This is a genomic window from Comamonas kerstersii, assembly GCF_002056725.1.
Classification (GTDB): Bacteria; Pseudomonadota; Gammaproteobacteria; order Burkholderiales; family Burkholderiaceae_C; genus Comamonas; species Comamonas kerstersii.
Genome location: NZ_CP020121.1, coordinates 428621 through 452177 on the forward strand (window position 1 = coordinate 428621; position 23557 = coordinate 452177).

Genomic DNA, 23557 nt, shown 5'->3' on the forward strand with positions numbered 1-23557 from the left:
CCGAGACAACTTCCCACCCCACGAAGCAGAGAACAACATATGGGCCGCACGCTTTACGACAAGATTTTTGACGAGCACGTCATCCACACCGAAGAAGATGGCACCTCCATCCTCTACATCGACCGCCATCTGGTGCACGAAGTCACCAGCCCCCAGGCTTTTGAAGGGCTGCGTCTGGCAGGTCGCAAGCTGTGGCGCATCAGCTCCGTGGTGGCAACGGCCGACCACAACACGCCCACCAATGGCTGGGAACTGGGCTATGAGGGCATTGCCGACCCCATCAGCAAGGAACAGATCACCACGCTGAATACCAATATTGCCGAGTTTGGCGCTGCCGCTTTCTTCCCCTTCATGAGCAAGGGCCAGGGCATTGTGCACGTGATGGGCCCTGAGCAGGGCGCCACCCTGCCCGGCATGACCGTGGTTTGCGGCGACAGCCACACTTCCACCCATGGCGCCTTTGGCGCACTGGCACACGGCATTGGCACCTCGGAAGTCGAGCACGTCATGGCCACGCAGACCCTGCTGGCCAAAAAGGCCAAGAACATGCTGGTCAAGGTCAACGGCAAGGTGGCTCCCGGCATCACCGCCAAGGACATCGTGCTGGCCATCATCGGCAAGATTGGCACCGCAGGTGGCACGGGCTACACCATCGAGTTCGCCGGTGAAGCCATCCGCGATCTGTCCATGGAAGGCCGCATGACCGTGTGCAACATGGCGATCGAAGCCGGTGCCCGCGCCGGTCTGGTGGCCGTGGACGACAAGACCATTGAATACATCAAGGGCCGCCCGCTGGCACCTACAGGCGCGGAGTGGGATGCTGCCGTGGCCTACTGGAAGACGCTGCACTCCGACGCAGACGCCCAGTTCGACCACGTGGTGGAGCTGAACGCCGCCGAGATCGTGCCGCAGGTGACCTGGGGCACATCGCCCGAGATGGTGCTGGGCGTGGACGCCAGCGTGCCCGATCCTGACAAGGAACAAGACCCCAACAAGCGCAACGCCATCGAGCGCGCGCTGACCTATATGGCGCTGGAGCCCGGCAAGCCGCTGAGCGACATCTGCGTGGACAAGGTGTTCATCGGCTCGTGCACCAACAGCCGCATCGAAGACATGCGCGAAGCCGCAGCTGTGGTGAAAAAACTGGGCCAGAAGGTCGCGAAGAACGTGAAGCTCGCCATGGTGGTTCCCGGCTCTGGCCTGGTCAAGGAGCAAGCCGAGCGTGAAGGTCTGGACCAGATCTTCAAGGCCGCTGGTTTTGAATGGCGTGAACCAGGCTGCTCCATGTGCCTGGCCATGAATGCCGACCGTCTGGAGCCCGGCGAGCGCTGCGCCTCCACGTCCAACCGCAACTTCGAAGGCCGTCAGGGCGCGGGTGGCCGCACCCACCTGGTCAGCCCCGCGATGGCTGCGGCTGCCGCCATCCACGGCCACTTCGTGGACATCCGCAAATTCGCCTAACCCTTGTGCCACACGGACTGCGAGAGAACTTTGCCATGAAGCCCTCTTTCACCATTTTGCTCCTTGGACTGGCCTTCACCCTGGCCGCCTGCAACACCGTGCAGGGGCTGGGCCAGGACATCCAGAAAGCCGGCAACGCCATTGAGCGTGCAGCCCGTTGAACGCTACTGAACACTGAAGAACAAGCCATGCAGAAATTCACCGTGCACAAGGGCCTGGTAGCCCCCATGGACCGCGAGAACGTCGACACCGATGCCATCATTCCCAAGCAGTTCCTCAAGTCGATCAAAAAGACCGGCTTTGGCGTGAATGCTTTTGATGAATGGCGCTACCTGGACCAGCCCGGCCAGCCCGGCGTGCCTGAATCTCAGCGCAAGCCCAACCCCGACTTTGTGCTGAACCAGCCCCGCTACAAAGGTGCGAGTATCCTGATTGCGCGCAAGAACTTTGGCTGCGGCTCCAGCCGCGAGCACGCCCCCTGGGCGCTGGACCAGTACGGCTTCCGCGCCATTCTGGCCCCCAGCTTTGCCGACATCTTCTTCAACAACTGCTTCAAGAACGGCCTGCTGCCCATCGTGCTGCCCGAGGCCACGATTGACCTGCTGTTCCACGAAGTAGCGGCCTTTCCCGGCTACGAGCTGACCATTGACTTAGAGCGCCAGGTCATCGTGCGCCCCCAGGGTGAAGAGATCCCCTTCGACGTCATTCCTTTCCGCAAGTACTGCCTGCTCAACGGCTTTGACGATATCGGCCTGACCCTGCGCCACGCCGACAAGATCAAGGCCTTCGAAGCCGAACGTCTGGCCCAGAAGCCCTGGCTGGCCCACACCCTGGTGCAGGGCTAAGCCTCGCCACATCTATAAATCTATAAATAAAAGAGCTGCTTGCGCTTGATCTGCAAGGTTTTCCAATAGAAAACTATCTGAAAACAAGCAATACCAAGCGCTAGCAGCTATCAAAGTTGAGGAAACACCATGACAAAGATTGCAGTCCTGCCCGGTGATGGCATTGGCCCGGAAATCGTCGCTGAAGCCGTGAAAGTGCTCAACGCACTGGATCTGAACCTGGAGATGGAAACCGCACCTGTGGGCGGTGCCGCCTACGAAGCTGCGGGCCACCCCCTGCCTGAAGCCACGCTGAAGCTGGCCATGGAATCGGACGCCGTGCTGTTCGGCGCCGTGGGCGACTGGAAGTACGACACGCTGGAGCGCCGCCTGCGCCCCGAGCAAGCCATTCTGGGCCTGCGCAAGGCCATGGGCCTGTTCGCCAACTTCCGCCCTGCCATCTGCTACAAGGAACTGACCCACGCTTCCAGCCTCAAGCCCGAGCTGGTCGCCGGCCTGGACATCCTCATCATCCGTGAGCTGACGGGCGACATCTACTTCGGCCAGCCCCGCGGCCGCCGCACGGCCGAAGACGGCCACTTCCCCGGCACCGAGGAAGCGTTTGACACCATGCGCTACTCGCGCCCCGAGATCGAGCGCATCGCCCACGTGGCCTTCCAGGCCGCGCAAAAGCGCAGCAAGCGCGTGACCAGCGTGGACAAGGCCAACGTGCTGGAAACCTTCCAGTTCTGGAAAGACATCGTCACCGAAGTCGGCAAGCAGTACCCAGACGTCGCACTGGACCACATGTACGTGGACAACGCCGCCATGCAGCTGGTCAAGGAACCCAAGCGCTTTGACGTGGTCGTCACCGGCAATATGTTTGGCGACATCCTGAGCGACGAAGCGTCCATGCTCACAGGCTCCATCGGCATGCTGCCTTCGGCTTCGCTGAACTCCAAGGGCCAGGGCCTGTACGAACCCAGCCACGGCTCGGCCCCCGACATCGCTGGCAAGGGCATTGCCAACCCGCTGGCCACCATCCTGTCGGCCGCGATGATGCTGCGCTTCTCTCTGAACCAGGAAGCTGCAGCCCAGAAGATCGAAGCTGCGGTGCAGAAGGTGCTGGCCGATGGCCTGCGCACTGCCGACATCTACAGCGAAGGCACGACCAAGGTCTCCACCAGCGAAATGGGTGATGCCGTCGTCGCCGCGCTGGCAGCGGTCTAAAACGAACAGCCGCGTGGCCCATGCAGTCACGCGGCTTTTTGGATGCAGCTAAAGCCTGCTCAGCAAATTTCAGGCCTTGTGCGTACGGTTTACGGTCACAATGCCAGCAATCACTCCCACGGCGGGAGGGAATTAGATTCTCTAAAGCCGCATTAGTTAAGCTACAATCCTCGCACAATGTTTGCCGCACACTCCCCCACTGCCTCTCACATCCAAGCCTTGCTGGCAGATGTGGCCGTGCGCGCGACAACCATTACGACGATTAAAGGCTGACCCAGCCCGGTTCGTCGTGCGCCCTTGTACCGGCCAGACGAGCCGGGTGCAGAAAGCCAGATTGAGCACTTCTTCACATCTGTTTTTGCAACATCTCTCTTAAGGGCGTTTCAACAATGAGCAAGCAATTGGTAGGTTTGGTGGGCTGGCGCGGCATGGTCGGCTCCGTTCTGATGGACCGCATGCAGGCCGAGGGCGACTTTGACCTGATCGAGCCCGTGTTCTTCTCCACCTCCAACGCTGGCGGCAAGGCCCCAGCCATGGCCAAGGCACACACTGAACTGAAGGACGCCAACGACATCGCCGAGCTGTCCAAGTGCGACATCATCATCACCTGCCAGGGTGGCGACTACACCAAGGAAGTCTTCCCCAAGATCCGCGCGGCGGGCTGGCAAGGCCATTGGATTGACGCTGCATCTTCCCTGCGCATGGAAGAAGATGCCGTCATCGTGCTGGACCCCGTCAACGACGATCTGATCCAGAAGAAACTGGCCGCAGGCGGCAAGAACTGGATTGGCGGCAACTGCACCAACTCCATCCTGCTGATGGGCCTGGGCGGCCTGTTCAAGGCGGGTCTGGTGGAGTGGGTGTCTTCCATGACTTACCAAGCCGCATCGGGTGGCGGTGCCAACCACATGCGCGAACTGCTCAAGGGCATGGGCGTGATCCACGCTGCCGTGGCGGACCAGCTGGCCACCCCCGCTTCCGCCATTCTGGATATCGACCGCAAGGTCGCCCAGACCATCCGCGAAGATGTGCCCACCGAATTCTTCGGCGCACCGCTGGCTGGCGGCCTGATCCCATGGATCGACGTGCAGCTGCCCAACGGCCAGTCCAAGGAAGAGTGGAAGGGCCAGGCCGAAGTCAACAAGATCCTCGGCACCGAAGCCACCATCCCTGTCGACGGCCTGTGCGTGCGCATCGGCGCCATGCGCTGCCACTCTTTGGCTTTGACTTTAAAGCTGAAGAAGGACTTGCCACTGGAAGAAATCGAAGCACTGATCAAGGGCGGCAACCCCTGGGTCAAGTTCGTGGCCAACGACCGTGCTGAGACCGTCAAGGAATTGACCCCAGCGGCCACCACCGGCGGCCTGGAAGTGGCTGTGGGCCGCGTGCGCAAGCTGAACATGGGCGGCGAATACCTGTCGGCCTTCGTGATCGGCGACCAGCTGCTGTGGGGTGCTGCCGAGCCCCTGCGCCGCATGCTGCGCATTCTGCTGGCCAAGTAATCAAGCCCCTGCCTGCACTGCAAAGGAAGCTTCGGCTTCCTTTTTTCGTGCCCGTCTTCCGGCAGAATGTCTCCGCCAGACAACAGTAGGACACCAATGCGCTGTGCATCTTTTGATCTGACATGCCCTACCCCATCGCCTTGCACGTCACTGAAGCCTTGGCTCCTGCTTCGCTTGACATAATGGAGCACGCTCACAGCATTCCAGCGCCAAAACAGCCTGTTTTTTGCTCCTTGGTCTTGCTTGTCACCCTCTGGCAATACTGCTAATGTCAGCGCATCCATTGCGCTGGGGGGAATCTGGGCGCACCTCCGATAAGAACACTGGCCGAAACCTAGCGGCCATACATTTTGAACGTGACCACAAACATGCATCGTTGGAAACTTTCAGCTCTGGCCGCGGCCGCCTTTGCCACCACCGCATTCACCAGCCTGAGTGCCTCTGCCTTGACCCTGGGTGCATTGCGCGTTGATTCTGCGCTGGGCGAGAGCCTGCGCGCTGAAATTGCCATTCCACAGGCCACGCCTGCAGAGTTGAGCAACCTGATTGTGCAGATCGCGCCCCCCGAAGCCTTCCGAGCCCGTGGTCTGGACTACAGCGCTGCAGCCAGCTCCATCAATGTGCAACTGGTCCAAAAGCCTGATGGCACCGCCCTGCTGCAACTGCGCAGCAATGCGCCACTGAACGATCCCTTTGTCGATCTGATCGTGGACACGCAATGGAACACCGGCAGCATGCAGCGCAGCTACACCCTGCTGCTGGACCCTCCTTCCACCCCGCGCAGCGCAGCACCTGCAACTGCTGCGGCACCACAGATCACCGCACCGCAGGTCACTGCTCCAGCACCTGTATCGGTCACAGGCAAGACTTACTCCTCCAGCCCACGCATCCGCGCGACCACACCTCCCGCCCAGCCAGTCGCGGCAGCTGCGGCACCAGCTCCTGCTCCTGCCGGCGCTCAGAATGAAGCCGTGCGCGTGCGCTCCGGCGACACTGCGGGGCGCATCGCCAACGCCAACCGCCCTGCAGGTGTGTCGCTCGACCAGATGCTGGTCGCCATGCTGCGCGGCAACCCCAATGCCTTTATCAACGGCAACGTCAACCGCCTGCGTGCTGGCACCGTGCTGCAGATGCCCAGCCGTGAACAGGCACTGGAGACTTCCGCCCAGGAAGCGCGCCAGATCGTCGCCGCCCAAAGCCGTGACTTCAATGCCTACCGCCGCAGCCTGGCAGCCAAGGCACCTCGGGCCGCCGTGCAGGCTGCCGCACGTAGCGCCAGCGGCCAGGTACAGGCCCAGGTGTCTGAAACCCGTGCCAATGCAGAGACCGCAGACAAGCTGACTTTGTCCAAGGGGGCCATCCAGACTGCAGCAGAAGAAGAAAAGCTGGCCGCACATAAACAGGCCGAAGCGCAGGAAAGCCGCCTGTCTGAGCTGCAGCGCAACCTGGCAGAACTCAACGAGCTGGCACAGAGCAGCACACCAGCGTCTGCCAACGCCAGCACCCAGCCTGCTGAAACCCCTGCAGCCCCTGCAGCGGCTACAGCGGCTCCTGCAGACAGCCAAGCTGCTGCATCGGCAGAGGCTAATGCCTCCCTACCTGCCGTAGAAGTGGCCAGCGCCAATGCGGCGCTGATCGAATCCAATGCCAGCGCTGCTGCCGATGCCACACCCGCTGCCAGCAGCGACGAAGCCCCACCAGCAGCGCCTGCCGAAGAGCCAGCGCCCAAGCCCGCTGCTGCACAACCTCGCCCAGCGCCAGCACCTGCGCCCATGCCTGTGGAAGAGCCCTCGCTGCTAGACAACCCGCTGGTTCCTGCCGGTGGTGCACTGATTGCCATCCTGCTGGGTCTGCTGGGCTACAGCACCTGGAAGCGTCGCCGTGCAGCACAGGCTGCAGAGCAAGACCCCAGCCTGGGTGACAGCCAGCTCCACCCCGACACCTTCTTTGCCGGCAGTGGCGGCCAGCACGTGGACACCACGGATGCTGCAGCCACCACCATGGCCTACGCGCTCAGCCAGCTCGATGGCGGTGCAGACGTGGATCCCGTCGCCGAAGCCGATGTCTACCTGGCCTATGGCCGTGATGTGCAGGCAGAGGAAATCCTCAAGGAAGCCCTTCGCACCCAGCCTGAGCGCACGGCCATCTACGTCAAGCTCGCAGAAATCTATGCCAAGCGCGAAGACGCCAAGGCACTGGAAGAAATCGCCCGCAGCCTGCAGCCACACACCGAACCTGGCTCTTCGGAGTGGCAGCGCGTCACGGCACTAGGCCGCCAGCTTGCACCACAGAACCCCCTGTTTGCCGATGCGGCCAGCAACGCCCCCGCTGACAAGCCAGGCTCCGGTTTTGCCGCAGCCTTGCAAGCCAGCACAGCCGCTGCCGCAACGGGTGCAGCAGCAGGCGCACTGGCCAGCGATACAGACACTGCATCCAGCCCAGAGCTACCCATTCTGGATCTGTCTGCCGCATTTGCCGAGCCTTCGGAAACTGCGCCAGCGACTCCGGCCACAGACACCACTTCGTCTGCGTCCGAAACCAAAGGCGATACCAGCGCGCTGGACAGCCAGCTGGACCTGTCTTCCCCCTTCACACCGTCCGAGCCACCATCGCTGGTGCAGGACACAGTGCAGGACAACGACAGCATCAGCGATGCACTGGATCTGGACCTGTCGGGCTTTGAAGCCAACTTGCCACAGAGCCAGAGCACACCAGCCACGGAACCTGCCGCTGCTGCCGACCAGCTGGACGACGGCCTCAACTTCGATCTGAATATCGAAGCGCCCGCAGCGGAGGCTGCTCCTGCAGAAGCACCGTCGGCCCCTGCGCCAGACACCAGTCTGGACTTTGACCTGGGCTCTCTGAACCTCGACCTGGGCACAGACACCAGCGCCAAGCCTGCAGACAATGCCAAGCCCATGCACAATCTCGCCGATGATCCCCTGTCCACCAAGCTTGACCTGGCCAGGGAATTCAACGCCATTGGCGACAGCGAAGGTGCACGCGCCCTGATTGAGGAAGTGCTGGCCGAAGCCAGCGGTTCGCTCAAGGAGCGTGCACAGAAGATGCTGTCCGAACTTGATTGATGCATTTTTCTGAAGCGGCTGCGGCCGCTTCCCTAGGAGCCAGCATGCGTATAGCCCTCGGGCTGAGCTACAACGGCCAAGCCTATAACGGCTGGCAAAGTCAACCGAACGGCAATACCGTTCAAGACAAACTCGAAGCGGCCCTGGGCCGCTTTGCTACTGAAAAGATCTCCACTTTGTGTGCTGGGCGTACCGACGCCGGTGTACATGGCCTGATGCAGGTCGTGCACTTTGACACCGACATCGTGCGCCCCGAAAACGCCTGGGTGCGCGGCACCAATACCTTTTTGCCACCCGACATTGCCGTGCAGTGGGCACGCCATATGCCGGATGCCTTCCACAGCCGCGCCTGCGCCACCTCACGCCGCTATGCCTATGTGCTGCTGCAATCGCCCGTGCGCCCCAGCGTGGAAACCGGGCGCGTGGGCTGGGTGTTCAACCCTCTGGATGGGGATGCCATGCGCAAGGCAGCATCCTGCCTGCTGGGCGAGCATGACTTCAGCTCCTTCCGCGCAGCTGCCTGCCAGTCGCTGACCCCCATCAAGACCCTGCACCGCATTGACATCACGCGCCGCAACATTTCCTCCGCGCAGCACCGCGACATGGAATGCTGCTACTGGCGTTTCGAGTTTGAGGGCAACGCCTTTTTGCACCACATGATCCGCAACATCATGGGCTGCCTGATCTACATTGGCCAGGGCTCCCACCCCCCTGAGTGGATGCAGCAGGTGCTGGATGCACGTTCGCGCGATGCGGCAGCCCCCACCTTCTCTCCCGATGGCCTGTACTTCATGGGGCCGCGCTACGATGCGCAGTGGGGCCTGCCTGACCATGTGCCCGGCTTTGACTGGCTGCCTTAAGCATTAAATTGCCCTCTAGCGCTTATGAATACTGCGTTGAATGCTCCTGTTTCCCGTACCCGCATCAAAGTCTGTGGCCTGACCCGTGCGTGTGACGTAGATGCTGCCGTGGCAGCCGGGGTAGATGCTCTGGGCTTTGTGCTCTACCCCAAAAGCCCACGCGCCGTGAGCCTGGCACAGGCGAGCAGGCTGATCGATCGTCTGCCGCCCCTGGTCACACCTGTGTTGCTCTTTGTGAACGCCAGCCAGGAGGAGGTAGATGCAGCATTGCACGCCATTCCCCACGCCTTGCTGCAGTTTCATGGCGATGAAAGCCCGCAAGTCTGCACAAGGCTGAGCCAGCAAGGCCGCGTGCGCTATCTGCGGGCAGCACGCATTCCCCTTGGCGATGCAGCCCGTGACTTTGACCTCGTAGAATACGCGCATCAGTACTCTCAGGCCCAGGCCATTTTGCTAGACGCCCATGTGGACGGCTACGGTGGCGCAGGCAAAGCATTCAATTGGTCACTGCTTCCACCAAGCGTCAGCGCTCATCTCGTTTTGTCTGGTGGACTTACGCCTGCAAACGTGATCGATGGCATCCGCCAACTGCGCCCACGCTGCCTGTCTCTGGCAGTTGATGTCAGCTCCGGTGTAGAAGCTACATGCCCTGACGGCAAGCCGCTCAAGGGCATCAAGGATGCTGAAAAAATTCAACGCTTCGTCGCTGCAGTACGCACCGCCGACGCCCAAATTGCCCTTAATCCTGATGTTTGAATACTCTTACCCCGATGCCAGCGGCCACTTTGGCCCTTACGGTGGCAGCTTTGCCAGCGAAACGCTCACTCACGCCCTGAATGAGCTGCGTCAGGCCTATGCCAAGTACCAGAACGATCCGGAATTCATTGCTGAATTCCAGTCCGAACTGGCCCACTTCGTGGGTCGTCCCTCGCCGGTCTACCACGCAGCCCGCATGTCCCGCGAAATGGGCGGCGCGCAGATCTACCTCAAGCGTGAAGACCTCAACCACACCGGCGCTCACAAGATCAACAACGTGATCGGTCAGGCCATGCTGGCCAAGCGCATGGGCAAGACGCGCATCATTGCCGAAACTGGCGCAGGTCAGCACGGGGTGGCTACTGCCACCATCTGCGCACGCTATGGTCTGGAATGCATCGTCTACATGGGTGCCGAAGACGTGAAGCGCCAAAGCCCCAACGTCTACCGCATGAAGCTGCTGGGCGCGACTGTGATTCCCGTGGAATCGGGCTCCAAGACGCTCAAGGATGCGCTCAACGAGGCCATGCGCGACTGGGTAGCCAATGTGGACAACACTTTCTACATCATCGGCACGGTTGCAGGTCCTGCCCCCTACCCGGCCATGGTGCGCGATTTTCAGAGCGTGATTGGCCAGGAGTGCCTCACACAGATGCCCGAGCTCTTCAAGGAATTGAAGATGGCCGCCGAGCAGCCCGATGCCGTTGTGGCCTGCGTGGGCGGTGGCTCCAACGCCATGGGCATCTTCTACCCCTATATTCCGTTTGAAAACACCAAGCTCATCGGCGTGGAAGCTGCTGGTGAAGGTCTGGATACAGGCAAGCACGCTGCCTCGCTGCAAAAAGGCAGCTCCGGTGTGCTGCACGGCAACCGCACCTTCATCATGCAGGACGACAACGGCCAGATTCTGGACACGCACTCCATCAGTGCAGGCCTGGACTACCCTGGCGTGGGTCCCGAGCACGCCTGGCTGCAGGAAATCGGCCGTGCCCAGTACGTGGGCATTACCGACAAGGAAGCGCTGGATGCCTTCCACTACCTGTGCCGTGCCGAAGGCATTATTCCTGCGCTGGAATCCAGCCATGCCATTGCCTACGCCATGAAGCTGGCCAAGACCATGAAGACCGAAGAGTCCATCCTGGTCTGCCTGTCCGGCCGTGGTGACAAGGACATCGGCACTGTGGCCGATCTGTCCGGCGTTGATTTTTATGACCGCCCCAGTTCACGCGGTCTGTCCGTCAAGGGAGGGCCTGTTGCATGAGCCCTAATCAGTCTCGTATTGCCGCTACTTTTGCCAAACTGAATGCCGAAGGCCGCAAGGCCCTGATTCCTTTTGTCACTGCGGGCTATCCATTTGCTGCCATCACGCCTTCGCTGATGCACGGCATGGTGGAAGCCGGTGCTGACATCATCGAACTGGGCGTGCCGTTTTCCGACCCCATGGCCGACGGCCCGACCATTCAGAAGGCTGGCGACCGCGCCATTGCCAACGGCGTGGGCCTCAAGCAGGTGCTGGGCTATGTACGTGAGTTCCGTCAGAAAAACCACACCACCCCCGTGGTGCTGATGGGCTATGCCAACCCCATCGAACGCTATGACCAGCTGCACGGCGAAGACGCTTTTGTGCGTGACGCTGCTGAAGCCGGTGTAGATGGCATTCTGGTGGTGGACTACCCTCCAGAAGAAAGCGAAAGCTTTGCTGCCAAGCTGCGCGCACACGGCATGGACCAGATTTTCCTGCTGGCGCCCACCAGCACGGACGAGCGCATTCAGCAGGTGGCACGCATTGCCAGCGGCTATGTCTACTACGTTTCGCTCAAGGGCGTGACGGGCTCCAATGCCCTGGACATCGAAGATGTGGCAGCCATGATGCCCCGCATCAAGCAGTACGTGAATCTGCCAGTTGGCGTAGGATTCGGCATCCGCGATGCGCAGACGGCCCACGCTGTGGCCGAGATTGCCGATGCCGCCATCATCGGCAGCCGCATCATCCAGCTGCTGGAAGACCAGCCCCACGAAAAGATTGTTCCCCTGGCCATTGACTTCTTGCGCGGTGTGCGCAAAGCGATGGACGCATAATGTGCGACCCTTGGCCTGCCGGTGCACAGCACCGGCACAGCCCGATCGCCCTGAAAAGGAAACCGTATGTCTTGGCTCGAAAAACTTTTACCCGCCAAAATTCAGCAAACCGAAGCTAAGGATCGCCAACAGCAGATTCCTGAAGGTCTGTGGATCAAGTGCCCCAGCTGCGAATCGGTGCTGTACAAGACCGATCTGGAAAGCAACCAGAACGTCTGCCCCACCTGCGGCCACCATCACCGCATCAACGCACGTGCACGTCTGAACCATTTCCTCGATGGCGAAGGCCGCTATGAAATTGGCCAGGAAGTCCTGCCTGTGGACCCACTGAAGTTCCAGGACAGCCGCAAGTACCCCCAGCGCCTGAAAGAAGCGATGGAAAACACCGGTGAAACCGATGCACTGGTGGTGATGGGCGGCTCCGTCAAGGGCATCGAGCTGGTCGTGGCCTGCTTTGAATTTGACTTCATGGGCGGCTCCATGGGCTCCGTGGTGGGCGAGCGCTTTGTGCGTGGCGTGGAAACCGCCATCGAGCAGAAGGTGCCTTTTGTGTGCTTTACCGCCACCGGCGGCGCGCGCATGCAGGAAGGCCTGCTGTCGCTGATGCAAATGGCCAAGACCAATGCAGCGCTGACCCGTCTTGCCAAGAAGGGCCTGCCCTACATTTCCGTGCTGACCGACCCCACCATGGGCGGCGTGTCTGCCGGCTTTGCCTTCATGGGCGACATCGTCATGGCCGAGCCCAAGGCGCTGATCGGCTTTGCCGGCCCCCGCGTGATTGAAACCACCGTGCGTGTGAAGCTCCCCGAAGGCTTCCAGCGCTCCGAATTCCTGCAGGAAAAGGGTGCCGTGGACATGATCGTGGACCGCCGCGAGCTGCGCGAAACCGTGGCCTCTACGCTGGCCATGCTGCAGCGCCTGCCTGCTGACGCCGTGGTGCAAGACTAAGCGCTCTTCGCACGCACAAAAAAGGCTCCTGAATAAGGAGCCTTTTTTTATGGCTGAAGCCGCCGCAACGGCGACATGCGCGCTTTGTCCATTGTCAATACAGCACGCCCAGCGCAGTCAGCTGCAGATGGCCCAGCACCATCATCAGCACCTGCAAAATGACAATCGCTGCCAGCACGGACAGATCCACGCCACCTACCAGCGGAATCACCTTGCGCAGCGGGCGCAGCAGCGGCTCACTCAGGCGGTACAGCACGCCTGCAATCGGCGACTGTGGCTGCACCCAGCTCAGGATGGCATAGACGATAAGAATGCCAATCAGCCCCGTGAGCACCATGCGCAGCAGGCCAAAGCAGGCCAGCAGCACAATCATGACGGGGTTGCCCACCGCGCCCAGCAGCAGCCAGACCAGCACATACTGCGCCAGCATGACCAGCAACGCCCCAGCCAGGCTGGACAAGTCGTACTTGCTTCGGTTGGGAATGAGCTTGCGCAGCGGCATGACCAGCCAGTCCGACAGCGCGAACACCAGTTGCCCGATGGGGTTGGAAAACGGAATGCGCTGGGCCTGCATATACAGACGCAGCAGACAGGCACCGGCCACCAGGCCACATGCCACTTCCAGCAAGAACTGAAGAATTTGAACAATCATGTAGTTTGAAAGCGCTTGGAACACTACGAGAAAAGCCAGCTCCACAGGCAAGAGTGTGGGACTTTTGCCTACGCGAGCACTGCGGCACTGCAGGCCATCATATCCAGCGTATCGCCGTAATGCTCCATGAATCCTCCTCTGACCCTGGTTTCTCTACCCCTGTTCCCGCTGCGCACCGTACTGTTTCCGGATGGCAGGCTGACGCTGCGCGTCTTTGAACAACGCTACCGCACCATGGTGCGCTGCTGTCTGGAGCAGGACGCCCCCTTTGGCGTGGTAACACTGACACATTCCCAGAACGAAGCTGCAGAGCAGCCCGCCCAGGGACGCTTTCATCCCCTGGGTACGCTGGCCAAGATCACAGAGCTTTCTGCCATCAGCCCCCAGCTGGCACTGCTGCAGGGCCAGGGCTGCGAGCGCTTTCGCATCACCAGCACACGCCAGCTGCAAAGCAGCATCTGGGTGGCAGATGTGCAATTGCTGCCACCAGACATGTCCATGGCCATCCCCCCCGATCTGGCCCACAGCGCCACTGCACTGCGCCAGGTGCTGAACAAACTGCCGCAGCAGCCGATCATGCTGCCCGCCAGCGATGTGCGCTGGAATGAATGTGGCTGGGTGGCCAACCGCTGGTGCGAGCTGCTGCCGCTGGATACAGACCTGCAATTGCAGCTGCTGGAGACGGCCAGCCCCTTGCTGCGGCTGGAGCTGGTCACCGATGCGCTGGAGCGCGCTGGCATTGTTTGACACAAAAAAATAGCAGCTTGCGCTTGCCCTGCAAGCAATTGAAGATGGTTTCTATCTGAAACCCAGTAAATACAAGCGCTTGCAGCTATTTTTTTATTTTTTCATGCCCTGTCTGCTGCACGATCAGCCAGAAAGCCTTGTAATTGCACGCCATGCATGCACCGGGATGCACAAAAACCTAAAATAGCGGGTTTTGGCAAGTCTTACCAGCCACTGCGCTGCGCTCATCCATGTCTGAACCACAAAACACACCTGCAGCAGAAACCGCTGCCCCCCAGGACGAAAACAAACTCATCGCTGAGCGCCGCGAAAAACTCAAAGCCTTGCGCGAAGCTGCCAAGGCTGCAGGTACAGCGGCATTCCCCAACGATTTCAAGCCTGCTGACCGTGCCCTGCCCCTGATCGAAGCCCACGGCGAGAAAGAAGCCGAAGCGCTGGAAGCTGAAGGCCTGAGCGTATCCGTAGGCGGCCGCATGATGCTCAAGCGCGTCATGGGCAAGGCCAGCTTTGCCACCGTGCAGGACGCTACCGGCCGCATCCAGGCCTACATCACCCGCGACGCCGTAGGTGAAGAGGTCTATGCCGACTTCAAGAAGTGGGACCTGGGCGACATCATTGCCGTCGAAGGCACGCTGATGAAGACCAAGACCGGCGAGCTGTCGATCAAGGCCAGCAAGATCCGCCTGCTCACCAAGAGCCTGCGCCCCATGCCCGACAAGTTCCACGGCATGGCTGACCCCGAGCAGAAGGTGCGCCAGCGCTATGTCGATCTGATGATGAACGAAGACGCACGCAAGCGCTTCGTGGCACGCTCCAAGGCAGTGGCTGGTATCCGCGAATTCATGGTGGAGCACGGCTTCCTGGAAGTGGAAACCCCCATGCTGCACCCCATCCCCGGTGGTGCCAACGCCAAGCCCTTCATCACCCACCACAATGCGCTGGACCAGGACATGTACCTGCGCATTGCGCCTGAGCTGTATCTGAAGCGCCTGATCGTCGGTGGCTTTGAGCGCGTGTTTGAGATCAACCGCAACTTCCGTAACGAAGGTATCTCGGTGCGCCACAACCCCGAGTTCACCATGATGGAGTTCTACGCCACGTACTGGGACTACCAGGACCTGATGAACTACACCGAGCAGCTGATCCGTGACGCCGCCATGAAGGCAGTGGGCACGCTGCAGTGCACCTACGGCGGCAAGCCGGTGGACCTGGCCAAGCCTTTCGAACGCCTGACCATCCCCGAAGCCATCGTGAAGTACACCGAAGCCGGTGACAACGTCACCAGCCGCGACTGGCTGATCAACGCTCTGAAGAAGCTGGGCATGAACGAGGAAAAGGACAAGCTGTCCACCCGCTCACTGGCCAGCCTGCAGGTGCTGTACTTCGAAGAAGTGGTCGAAGAAAAGCTGTGGAACCCCACCTTCATCATGGAGCACCCCACAGAAATCTCGCCACTGGCCCGTGCCAACGACCAGCGCCCCGAAGTGACCGAGCGCTTTGAGCTGTACATCACCGGCCGCGAATTCGGCAATGGCTTCTCGGAGCTGAACGACGCCGAAGACCAGGCCGCACGCTTTAACGCCCAGGTCGAAGCCAAGGACGGTGGCGACGACGAAGCCATGTACTTCGACCACGACTTTGTGCGCGCGCTGGAATACGGCATGCCCCCCACAGGTGGCTGCGGTATCGGTATCGACCGTCTGCTGATGCTGCTGACTGACAGCCCCAGCATCCGTGACGTGATTCTGTTCCCTGCTCTGCGCCGCGAACAGATCTGAGCACATTCATAGCCGCAAGCGATAAGGTGTGTCCAGCTGCGCCGGGCGCACCTTTTTTTGTCATGCATCTGGCAAAAGCCCAAAAACCAGCCTGGCTTTGCATCAATGGCTGACAAATAGCTACCATGAACACCGCCTTGCCTGCAGCAGCCACCAGCTGTCTGCATGCTTTTTGAACCAGAGGAATTGATTGTTGTGACTTTGTTCGATCGCCTTGCCAACCTGCGCCACCATCTGCCAACGTGGCTGCACGAATGGGTGGAAATCGTTATCCCCGTCTTACAGATTCTGCTGATTATTGGCGTGGCCTGGCTGCTGCAGCGCATGCTCAAGCGCCTGGTGCAGCGTGCCAGCCATCACTACGACTTCCCCGATGAGCTGCTGCGCCCGGTACATGCTGTCGTGCGCTGGCTGATTGTGGCGGGCTCCCTGCTGCTGGTGCTGGAACGTCTGGGCGTGTCTGCCAGTGTGCTGTGGTCGGCCTTCACGGGCTTTGCCACCGTAGGTGCGGTTGCATTTTTTGCGGCCTGGAGTGTGCTGTCCAACCTGTTCTGCGCCTTCCTGATCTTTACCGTAGGCCCCTTCCGGGTGGGTGATCATATTGAAGTGCTGGACACGGCCGAAAAGCCCGGTGCACTGGGCCGCGTCGTGGATATCAACCTGCTCTACACCACGCTGGAAGATCTGACCACCGAGCAGCCCGGCTCGCTGATCCAGGTGCCCAACGCCCTGATCTTTCAGCGCGTGGTGCGCCGCTGGCGTGCGGGCACACCGGTGCCCACCCACCGCGTACAGCGCGCAGCCGAGGCCGCCATGCCCACGCAGGCCGTGCCGGCTGACAGCAGCAAGCAGCCATCACACACGCCCATCATTCCCTGAAACAAAAAACGCTGCCCTGATCTGGCAGCGTTTTTTTATGGTCTTTCAGAGCTCTAACGCCCATGCAGCAAACGCTAGAAGCTACAAAATTTAAGGCTTTCTGGGCTGCACCTTGCTGGCTGCCAGCTTGGCATTCGCACGGGCCGTATCCACATCCTTGGCACGGGCCAGTGCCACGCCCATGCGGCGCTTCACAAAGGCTTCTGGCTTGCCGAACAGGCGCAGGTCTGTGCCTTCGATGGCCAGCGCTTCATCCACGCCATCAAACACCAGGCCTTCTGCATCCTGGCCGCCATAGATCACCGCGCTGGCGCCGGGGTTGCGCAGGCTGGCATCCACAGGCAGGCCCAGAATGGCACGCGCATGCAGTTCAAACTCGGACTGCCACTGGGTGCACAGCGTCACCAGACCTGTGTCGTGCGGACGGGGAGAGACTTCGCTGAACCAGACCTGCTCACCCTTGACGAACAGCTCCACGCCAAACAGACCCAGCCCCCCCAGATCGTCCGTCACTGCCTTGGCAATCTGGCGCGCCTTTTCCAGCGCTGCGGGGTGCATGGGGTGCGGCTGCCAGCTTTCCACATAGTCGCCCGACTGCTGGATATGACCCACGGGGTCACAGAAGTGGGTTTCCACCTGGCCGTCCTTGCCCTTGGCACGCACGGTCAGCTGGGTGATTTCGTAATCAAAGTCGATAAAGCCTTCCACAATCACACGGCCCTTGGCCACACGGCCGCCCGCCATGGCGTAGTCCCAGGCCTTGTCCACGTCCGCTGGGCCATCAATCTTGCTCTGGCCCTTGCCCGAGCTGCTCATCACCGGCTTGACCACGCAGGGGTAGCCAATGGCGGGCTGGCCGTCGCTGCCATCGATGGCGGCCTGCAACTCCTGCAGCGAATCACAGAAGCGGTAAGGACTGGTAGGCAAGCCCAGCGTCTCGGCAGCCAGGCGGCGAATGCCTTCCCGGTCCATGGTCAGGCGTGCGGCACGCGCAGTGGGAATGCAGGTGATGACGCCTGCGGCCTCCAGCGCTTCCAGCATGGGGGTAGCGATGGCCTCAATCTCGGGCACTACCAGATCGGGCTTGACGGCTTCAATCAGCGCCTTGAGTTGCGCCGGATCACTCATGGTGATGGTGCGCGCATGGTGGGCCACCTGCTGGCCGGGCGCATTCTCGTAGCGATCCACAGCAATGGTTTCCACACCCAGGCGCTGCAGCGCAATCAAGACTTCCTTGCCCAGCTCTCCGCTGCCCAGCAGCATGACCTTGGTGGCATTGGCAGATAAAGGCGTTCCCAGCGTTGTCATTTCTCGTCCCAGTCTCGGGCACGGCAGCCCGTGTTGCACAAACTGCCCCAGATCATAGGTGACGGCAGTGGCCCGCCTGCAACGTGTTAATGCGTAGTGGGCTTGCTGGCCGCAGGTATGACACCATCTTTGCGCGGGATATAGCCCAGGCCAAAGTCCATGTCCTCAGACCACACCAGGTCTGCCCACAGCCAGGAGCTGCTGGCAGTCTCCAGGCTCAGCACATGCACGCCTGCGCTGTCCTTGATACGCCCCTTGAGCCATTCCAGCTGGTCATCGCGTGCAAAGATCAACATGCCAATGCTCCACTCACTGTCCGTCAGCTGCAGGCGCTGCAGCTGCTCCAGCAATGGGGCGTAGCAGCGCTCCACACGCTGGTTGATCTTGTCCACCAGACCAATGGGATAGCCAGATGCCGTGACCTCTGCCACCCAGATCTGTTTTTTGGCAGGCCGCAAAGCGACAAAGTCTGGACACATCCAACCAGAAGCTACGTCGTACTGCGGCGCGATAAAGGTGTCGCCATTGGCCGTGAGCAAATGCATGACGGCTTCTTCGTGTCGGTCCATGGTGTCTGGCTTTCTGAATGAATAGCTGATTGCGCTGATGAAATAAGCGTTCCTGCCTTATTTTGCGCATAAAAAAGGAGTCCCTAGGACTCCCTTGTACCGGATACGGCGACGGGGCTTAGAAGGTTTCCCAGTCGTCATCGTTGACGGTATTTTTGCTGCTTGCTGCATGCAATGGTGCAGGCCGCAGCAGCTTGGGTGCAGCCTCCTGTGCTGGCTTGGCGGCGGCAGATGCAGGTTTTTCTTGCGCGGCGTCTGCTTTGCTGGCTGTGCCAGATTTGCTGCTCAACTTGGGCACTGTAGCCTTGGCCACATTTTCAGGCTTGCGTGGCACAGCGGGGGCTGCAGCTGTACTGGCGCGAGGTGCTGAGGCTGGGCTTGCCAGACGCTGCACCTGCTCCTGCCCCACATTGAAAAGTGCCACCACCTGGGCCAGGCGCTGTGCCTGCTCGTTCATGGCAATCGCGGCGGCCGAGGACTCTTCCACCAGCGCAGCGTTTTGCTGGGTCATCTGATCCAGATTGCTCACCGCCTGGTTGACCTGAGCAATACCATCGCGCTGCTCCTGGGAAGAAGCAGAGATTTCCCCGATCAGATCCGTCACGCGGCGCACGCTGGCAACGATTGCCTGCATGCTCTCACCGGCCTGCGCAACCTGCTCAGCGCCCACTTCCACATTGCCCACGCTGGTCGTGATCAAGGCCTTGATTTCCTTGGCCGCCTCGGCACTGCGCTGCGCCAGCGAGCGCACTTCACCGGCCACCACGGCAAAGCCACGGCCCTGCTCGCCCGCTCGGGCAGCTTCCACCGCGGCGTTCAGCGCCAGGATATTGGTCTGGAAGGCAATCCCGTCGATCACACCGATGATGTCGCTGATCTTGCGGCTGGAGGTATTGATATGGTCCATGCTCATGACCACCTGGCTGACCACCTCACCACCGCGCTCAGCGGCCTGCACGGCCGTGGCTGCCAGCTGATTGGCCTGGCGTGCGGTATCGGCAGACTGGGTCACGGTGGCTGTCAGCTCTTCGATGGAAGCCGCGGTTTCTTCCAGGTTGGCAGCCGTCTGCTCAGTACGTGCCGACAGATCCTGATTGCCTGAAGCGATCTGGGTTGCGGCCGAGGACACAGAATCCACGCCATTGCGCACTTCACCCACCACAGCGCGCAGCTTTTGCGTCATGGTGTTCAGGCTGCGCAGCAGCTGGCCCAGCTCGTCCTTGCGGTCGTCATGTACATCGCGGGTGAGATTGCCGTTGGCAATTTCCTGTGCCAAATCTACGGCCCTCGCCAAAGGTGCTGTTAGCTGGCGCACCAGCCATGCTGAAATCAGCAAGCCTACGACCACCACAGCCAGCAAGCCTAGCCCTCCAATGATCATGGCTCGGGTACGGATGCTGTCGCTGTCCTGAATGATGGTGGTACGCAACTGCTCCTGCAGTTTGACCATGGCATCCAGCTCCGCTATGTAGCTGGTCACTGCGGGTATCAGATCAGACTGCACCATGGCGGCAACATCACCATCACTGCGACGCTCCATGGCCACCTGCTGGGAAATATTGTTCACCTTCTCGCGGGCAGCATTGATGCTCTCGAAGCGCTGACGTCCGGCCGCCGTCTCTAGATGCTCCTCCGTTTCTTCGCGCAGCACGGTGGTGATCTTGCGTGCTTCTTCATAACGTGTGTTGAAAAAGTCCATGCTCGCTTGGTCCTGAGCCATATTGGCTGCCACCAGAAAGCTGGCCGAGGTTTCTACCGCACCTCGCCATTGCACCACCACCCGGATGCGCTCTTCCACGCTTTGCAGCTGCTGGCGCAAACTGCTTTCCAGACTCAGCATATAGGTCTGCATGCCCAAGCCTGCAGCGAGCAAGGCACCCATCACCAAGAGCATCAGCGCCCAAATCTTTTTGGACACCGACAAGTTCTGAAACTGCATATCTTTCCTAACAAATAAAAAAGGCCCGGGCCTTGCAGATCACGAGCCACGCGTTCCATGGTTTATCGTCGAAAACTGCCTGGGGTTTACCTGTAATCACTTGTTCATTAACCTTTTTTTACATTTACGTACAATCTGTTGCATTGCAGGCATCACAAGCCAAGTCCATGAAAAAAACCGCTGGTGCAGGCCCCAGCGGCTTCTTGTTTTCTGCGCATGCACGGCTACCAGCTTAAGCCCCCAGGCAGATCCCAATGTCCCGCGCCATGGTCAGCAGCGGGTGGTCCAGCGCTATGCGGCGCTGGGTATTGGCAACCGTGGCAATTGCTACGCTGCCAATCTGGCCGTTCTGCAGGGTGACCATGCGGCCAAACTGGCCGGACAGAATCAGCTGCGCGGCATGGTGACCAAACTGGGTGGCCAGCACACGGTCAAACGGCGTAGGGTCGCCACCGCGCTGCACGTGGCCCAGCACGGTGGTACGCACCTCGCTCTTGAGGTGTGGCTGCAAACGCTCACGCAGCACATGACCGACGCCCCCCAAACGCACAGGGTCAGGGCTGTAGGCCACGGTTTCGCGCACCGTCAGGCTGTGGCCGCTTTCCTTGGCACCCTCGCCGATGCAGATGATGGTGTAGCGCTGGCGCTGCTCGCGCGCCTTGCACACGTCGATAATGGTCTGCAGGTCGTAGTCGATCTCGGGAATCAGGATGATGTCTGCCGCCCCGGCAATGCCCGCTTCCAGCGCCAGCCAGCCCGCATTGCGGCCCATGGTCTCCACAATCATCACGCGGTGGTGGCTGTTGGCCGTGCTTTCAATGCGGCGCAGGGCCTCGGTGGCGGTAGCCACGGCCGTGTCAAAACCAAAGCTGCGTTCGCAGTTGGCAATGTCGTTGTCAATGGTCTTGGGCACACCCACGCACTGCATGCCAACGGCATGGGCCAGGCCATAGGCCAGGCTTTGCGTGCCGTCACCGCCAATGGACACCACCACGTCCAGACCCAGCGCCTGCACATTGCGCTTGACCTGGGCCAGTATTTCCTCGTTCTTGAGCGGGTTGGCGCTGTTGCTGGTGCCCAGAATGGTGCCTCCAATGTGCAGGATGCCTGAAACCTCATCCCAGCCCAGCGGCTTGACGCGAGGCGTCTCGCCCATCAGGCCTTCAAAGCCATCCTGAATGCCAATGACCTCACACTGCCCCTGGCTGATCAAAGACTTGGTCACGGCGCGGATCACCGCGTTCAAGCCGGGGCAGTCGCCGCCCCCTGTCAACACGCCAACTTTCATCACTCCCTCTTTCTTCTTAGTTCAGCAAATTCAATGCATCCTGATAGGCAGGCTGCAGCATCAGCTCATCCCAGGGCTGGGGCATGGTCTCGGGCAGCAGCGACAGGCGGCGTGACTCCGAGTCCACATCCGGCACCCAGCGACCCGTGCGCAGTGCGTCGTCCATGCCGTCCAGCAGTGCATCGACATGCTCACCCAAACCCAGGCTCTGGTTGCACAGCAGCACCATGTCGCAGCCCGCGTTCAGAGCACGCAAAGCCGCTTCGGTGTAGCTGATGACCTCACCATCTATGCGGCGCGCAGCTTCCATACTCAAGTCGTCACTGAAGATGGCGCCGTCATAGCGCAGCTCGCCGCGCAGAATGTCCTGCAGCCAGACTTTGGAGAAACCTGCGGGCAGCGCATCCACCTTGGGATAAATCACATGCGCAGGCATGACAGCCGTGAGCACGCTGGACAGCCATGGGTATGGCGCAGCGTCTTCTCTCAGAATTTTTTTAAGCTTGCGCTTGTCCACCGGGATATCAATGTGTGAATCTGCCTTCACATGACCGTGCCCGGGGAAGTGCTTGCCGCAATTTCCCATGCCCGCCTGCAACAAGCCATGCATCAGGCTCTTGGCCAGGGCTGTCACTACACGCGGATCGCGATGAAAGCTGCGGTCGCCAATGACCGAGCTTTCACCATAGTCCAGATCGAGCACCGGCGTAAAACTGAAGTCCACACCACAGGCGCGCAATTCACTGCCCAGCACATAGCCTGCTGCAGTGGCGGCATTCATGGCACGCATGGCTCCGCTACCTTTGCGACGCTGCTTACCCTTACCGTCATCCATCCACATCTCGCCAAATGTGCGCATGGATGGGATGTGCGTAAACCCATCGGTCTTGAAGCGCTGCACGCGCCCCCCTTCATGGTCCACGCAGATCAGCAGGTCTTCCTTGACGGCCTTGATGTCGGCACACAGCTGCACCAGCTGCGCACGGCTTTCCCAGTTACGGGCAAACAAAATGATGCCGCCTACCAGGGGATGGGCGAGGCGGGCGCGGTCCACATCGGTCAGGCTGTGGCCTGCGATGTCGATGATCAAAGGGGCATGCATGGCGGTCATGGTGGTCACAACAGGGGCGTTTGCTACAAAACCTCAAGTATGAGCCCGAAGCCGCGCTTGCGTGGGCGCTCAGGCAGCTGCCTGTGTTTCCACCACGCAAAAGCTGGCTGCGTATTCGCTCTCGTCGGTCACGGTGATGTGGGCCTTCAGGCCTTTTTCGTCCATCCACTGCTTCATCGCGCCATGCAGCACGATGGTGGGCTGGCCACTGGGCAGGTTGGCAATCTCGCAGTTGCGCCAGGTCATGGGCATGCGCATGCCCATGCCAACGGCCTTGCTGAAGGCTTCCTTGGCCGAAAAGCGCGTGGCCAGATAGCGCACGCCGCGTTCAGGCCAGCGTGCGCTGCGGGCGCGCCAGACCTGCAGTTCCTGCGCGGTCAGCACTTTTTCTGCAAAGCGGTCGCCGTGGCACTCCAGACTGTCGCGGATGCGGCGAATGTCGCAGATGTCCGTACCAATGCCGTAAATCATGTATTCATCAAAAAGAAGAGCTGTTAGCGCTGATATTTCAAGCATTTCAGATAGAAAACCATCTGAAAT

Annotated in this window: 21 protein-coding genes; 14 read left to right on the top strand and 7 right to left on the bottom strand. The window is 60.5% G+C overall.

Annotation, left to right across the window (positions count from 1 at the left end):
• Window positions 1–39: 39 nt before the first annotated feature.
• The 11 genes from leuC (at window position 40) to accD (ending at window position 12746) form a co-directional block, all read left to right on the top strand.
• Entirely contained in the window at window positions 40–1461 is a 1422-nt protein-coding gene (gene leuC, locus B5M06_RS01990; protein ID WP_054067424.1) for a 3-isopropylmalate dehydratase large subunit, read from the top strand.
• 35 nt (window positions 1462–1496) lie between these two features.
• Window positions 1497–1622 carry an entericidin A/B family lipoprotein gene (locus B5M06_RS01995; protein ID WP_054067425.1) on the top strand — a complete coding sequence of 42 codons (126 nt, stop codon included), beginning with the start codon at window positions 1497–1499 and terminating at the stop codon, window positions 1620–1622.
• 27 nt (window positions 1623–1649) lie between these two features.
• Window positions 1650–2306 carry a 3-isopropylmalate dehydratase small subunit gene (gene leuD / locus B5M06_RS02000; protein WP_054067426.1) on the top strand — a complete coding sequence of 219 codons (657 nt, stop codon included), beginning with the start codon at window positions 1650–1652 and terminating at the stop codon, window positions 2304–2306.
• A 129-nt stretch (window positions 2307–2435) separates the two neighbouring features.
• Complete coding sequence (leuB, locus tag B5M06_RS02005; protein ID WP_054067427.1) at window positions 2436–3515, top strand: 3-isopropylmalate dehydrogenase; 1080 nt, start codon at window positions 2436–2438, stop codon at window positions 3513–3515.
• A gap of 389 nt (window positions 3516–3904) precedes the next feature.
• Window positions 3905–5017 (top strand): aspartate-semialdehyde dehydrogenase, encoded by a 1113-nt coding sequence (asd, locus tag B5M06_RS02010; RefSeq protein WP_054067428.1) that lies wholly within the window; start codon window positions 3905–3907, stop codon window positions 5015–5017.
• A gap of 368 nt (window positions 5018–5385) precedes the next feature.
• Window positions 5386–8103 carry a motility hub landmark protein FimV gene (locus tag B5M06_RS02015; RefSeq protein ID WP_080025145.1) on the top strand — a complete coding sequence of 906 codons (2718 nt, stop codon included), beginning with the start codon at window positions 5386–5388 and terminating at the stop codon, window positions 8101–8103.
• A gap of 44 nt (window positions 8104–8147) precedes the next feature.
• Window positions 8148–8963, top strand: a complete 816-nt coding sequence (gene truA / locus B5M06_RS02020) for a tRNA pseudouridine(38-40) synthase TruA (protein WP_054067556.1) — start codon at window positions 8148–8150, stop codon at window positions 8961–8963.
• 24 nt (window positions 8964–8987) lie between these two features.
• Complete coding sequence (locus B5M06_RS02025) at window positions 8988–9719, top strand: phosphoribosylanthranilate isomerase (protein WP_054067430.1); 732 nt, start codon at window positions 8988–8990, stop codon at window positions 9717–9719.
• Entirely contained in the window at window positions 9712–10980 is a 1269-nt protein-coding gene (gene trpB, locus B5M06_RS02030) for a tryptophan synthase subunit beta (protein WP_054067431.1), read from the top strand. Before B5M06_RS02025 ends, trpB begins: the two co-directional genes overlap by 8 nt.
• Complete coding sequence (gene trpA / locus B5M06_RS02035) at window positions 10977–11798, top strand: tryptophan synthase subunit alpha (protein WP_054067432.1); 822 nt, start codon at window positions 10977–10979, stop codon at window positions 11796–11798. The genes trpB and trpA overlap by 4 nt, the downstream gene beginning before the upstream one ends.
• A gap of 66 nt (window positions 11799–11864) precedes the next feature.
• A complete protein-coding gene (gene accD, locus B5M06_RS02040) occupies window positions 11865–12746 on the top strand; it encodes an acetyl-CoA carboxylase, carboxyltransferase subunit beta (RefSeq protein WP_054067433.1) in 882 nt (293 codons plus the stop codon).
• A 94-nt stretch (window positions 12747–12840) separates the two neighbouring features.
• On the opposite strand, the gene B5M06_RS02045 is transcribed toward accD, so the two are convergent.
• Complete coding sequence (locus tag B5M06_RS02045; RefSeq protein ID WP_054067434.1) at window positions 12841–13398, bottom strand: YggT family protein; 558 nt, start codon at window positions 13396–13398, stop codon at window positions 12841–12843.
• 126 nt (window positions 13399–13524) lie between these two features.
• Between B5M06_RS02045 and B5M06_RS02050 the strand changes: the two genes are divergently transcribed.
• From B5M06_RS02050 to B5M06_RS02060, 3 genes are all read left to right on the top strand, one after another.
• Window positions 13525–14145, top strand: coding sequence for an LON peptidase substrate-binding domain-containing protein (locus tag B5M06_RS02050; protein WP_054067435.1), 621 nt, complete (start codon window positions 13525–13527; stop codon window positions 14143–14145).
• 230 nt (window positions 14146–14375) lie between these two features.
• Window positions 14376–15923 (top strand): lysine--tRNA ligase, encoded by a 1548-nt coding sequence (gene lysS / locus B5M06_RS02055; protein WP_054067436.1) that lies wholly within the window; start codon window positions 14376–14378, stop codon window positions 15921–15923.
• Between the two features lie 165 nt (window positions 15924–16088).
• The gene (locus B5M06_RS02060; protein ID WP_054067437.1) at window positions 16089–16802 is read left to right on the top strand and encodes a mechanosensitive ion channel family protein; all 714 of its coding nucleotides are present in this window, start codon (window positions 16089–16091) and stop codon (window positions 16800–16802) included.
• Window positions 16803–16892: 90 nt separating this feature from the next.
• Here the strand turns inward: B5M06_RS02060 and purT are convergent, their stop codons facing one another.
• The 6 genes from purT to acpS form a co-directional block, all read right to left on the bottom strand.
• Window positions 16893–18110, bottom strand: a complete 1218-nt coding sequence (gene purT, locus B5M06_RS02065; protein ID WP_054067438.1) for a formate-dependent phosphoribosylglycinamide formyltransferase — start codon at window positions 18108–18110, stop codon at window positions 16893–16895.
• 86 nt (window positions 18111–18196) lie between these two features.
• Window positions 18197–18679 (bottom strand): hypothetical protein, encoded by a 483-nt coding sequence (locus B5M06_RS02070; RefSeq protein ID WP_054067439.1) that lies wholly within the window; start codon window positions 18677–18679, stop codon window positions 18197–18199.
• 118 nt (window positions 18680–18797) lie between these two features.
• A complete protein-coding gene (locus tag B5M06_RS17635; protein ID WP_420809979.1) occupies window positions 18798–20573 on the bottom strand; it encodes a methyl-accepting chemotaxis protein in 1776 nt (591 codons plus the stop codon).
• Between the two features lie 277 nt (window positions 20574–20850).
• The gene (locus B5M06_RS02080) at window positions 20851–21906 is read right to left on the bottom strand and encodes a 6-phosphofructokinase (protein ID WP_054067441.1); all 1056 of its coding nucleotides are present in this window, start codon (window positions 21904–21906) and stop codon (window positions 20851–20853) included.
• 16 nt (window positions 21907–21922) lie between these two features.
• Window positions 21923–23017, bottom strand: a complete 1095-nt coding sequence (gene nagZ, locus B5M06_RS02085; protein ID WP_054067442.1) for a beta-N-acetylhexosaminidase — start codon at window positions 23015–23017, stop codon at window positions 21923–21925.
• Window positions 23018–23086: 69 nt separating this feature from the next.
• Window positions 23087–23488, bottom strand: coding sequence for a holo-ACP synthase (gene acpS, locus B5M06_RS02090; protein ID WP_054067443.1), 402 nt, complete (start codon window positions 23486–23488; stop codon window positions 23087–23089).
• Window positions 23489–23557 lie beyond the last annotated feature (69 nt).

Excerpts from the sequence above, each read along its gene's own strand:
- B5M06_RS02025 (WP_054067430.1), top strand. The coding sequence starts at position 8,988 with ATGAATACTGCGTTGAATGCTCCTGTTTCCCGTACCCGCATCAAAGTC.
- accD (WP_054067433.1), top strand. The coding sequence starts at position 11,865 with ATGTCTTGGCTCGAAAAACTTTTACCCGCCAAAATTCAGCAAACCGAA.
- trpB (WP_054067431.1), top strand. The coding sequence starts at position 9,712 with ATGTTTGAATACTCTTACCCCGATGCCAGCGGCCACTTTGGCCCTTAC.
- B5M06_RS17635 (WP_420809979.1), bottom strand. The coding sequence starts at position 20,573 with ATGCTCTTGGTGATGGGTGCCTTGCTCGCTGCAGGCTTGGGCATGCAG.
- nagZ (WP_054067442.1), bottom strand. The coding sequence starts at position 23,017 with ATGACCGCCATGCATGCCCCTTTGATCATCGACATCGCAGGCCACAGC.
- B5M06_RS02050 (WP_054067435.1), top strand. The coding sequence starts at position 13,525 with ATGAATCCTCCTCTGACCCTGGTTTCTCTACCCCTGTTCCCGCTGCGC.
- leuB (WP_054067427.1), top strand. The coding sequence starts at position 2,436 with ATGACAAAGATTGCAGTCCTGCCCGGTGATGGCATTGGCCCGGAAATC.
- acpS (WP_054067443.1), bottom strand. The coding sequence starts at position 23,488 with ATGATTTACGGCATTGGTACGGACATCTGCGACATTCGCCGCATCCGC.
- asd (WP_054067428.1), top strand. The coding sequence starts at position 3,905 with ATGAGCAAGCAATTGGTAGGTTTGGTGGGCTGGCGCGGCATGGTCGGC.
- B5M06_RS01995 (WP_054067425.1), top strand. The coding sequence starts at position 1,497 with ATGAAGCCCTCTTTCACCATTTTGCTCCTTGGACTGGCCTTCACCCTG.
- lysS (WP_054067436.1), top strand. The coding sequence starts at position 14,376 with ATGTCTGAACCACAAAACACACCTGCAGCAGAAACCGCTGCCCCCCAG.
- trpA (WP_054067432.1), top strand. The coding sequence starts at position 10,977 with ATGAGCCCTAATCAGTCTCGTATTGCCGCTACTTTTGCCAAACTGAAT.
- B5M06_RS02015 (WP_080025145.1), top strand. The coding sequence starts at position 5,386 with ATGCATCGTTGGAAACTTTCAGCTCTGGCCGCGGCCGCCTTTGCCACC.
- B5M06_RS02045 (WP_054067434.1), bottom strand. The coding sequence starts at position 13,398 with ATGATTGTTCAAATTCTTCAGTTCTTGCTGGAAGTGGCATGTGGCCTG.
- B5M06_RS02080 (WP_054067441.1), bottom strand. The coding sequence starts at position 21,906 with ATGAAAGTTGGCGTGTTGACAGGGGGCGGCGACTGCCCCGGCTTGAAC.
- truA (WP_054067556.1), top strand. The coding sequence starts at position 8,148 with ATGCGTATAGCCCTCGGGCTGAGCTACAACGGCCAAGCCTATAACGGC.
- B5M06_RS02070 (WP_054067439.1), bottom strand. The coding sequence starts at position 18,679 with ATGGACCGACACGAAGAAGCCGTCATGCATTTGCTCACGGCCAATGGC.
- leuD (WP_054067426.1), top strand. The coding sequence starts at position 1,650 with ATGCAGAAATTCACCGTGCACAAGGGCCTGGTAGCCCCCATGGACCGC.
- B5M06_RS02060 (WP_054067437.1), top strand. The coding sequence starts at position 16,089 with ATGCTTTTTGAACCAGAGGAATTGATTGTTGTGACTTTGTTCGATCGC.
- purT (WP_054067438.1), bottom strand. The coding sequence starts at position 18,110 with ATGACAACGCTGGGAACGCCTTTATCTGCCAATGCCACCAAGGTCATG.
- leuC (WP_054067424.1), top strand. The coding sequence starts at position 40 with ATGGGCCGCACGCTTTACGACAAGATTTTTGACGAGCACGTCATCCAC.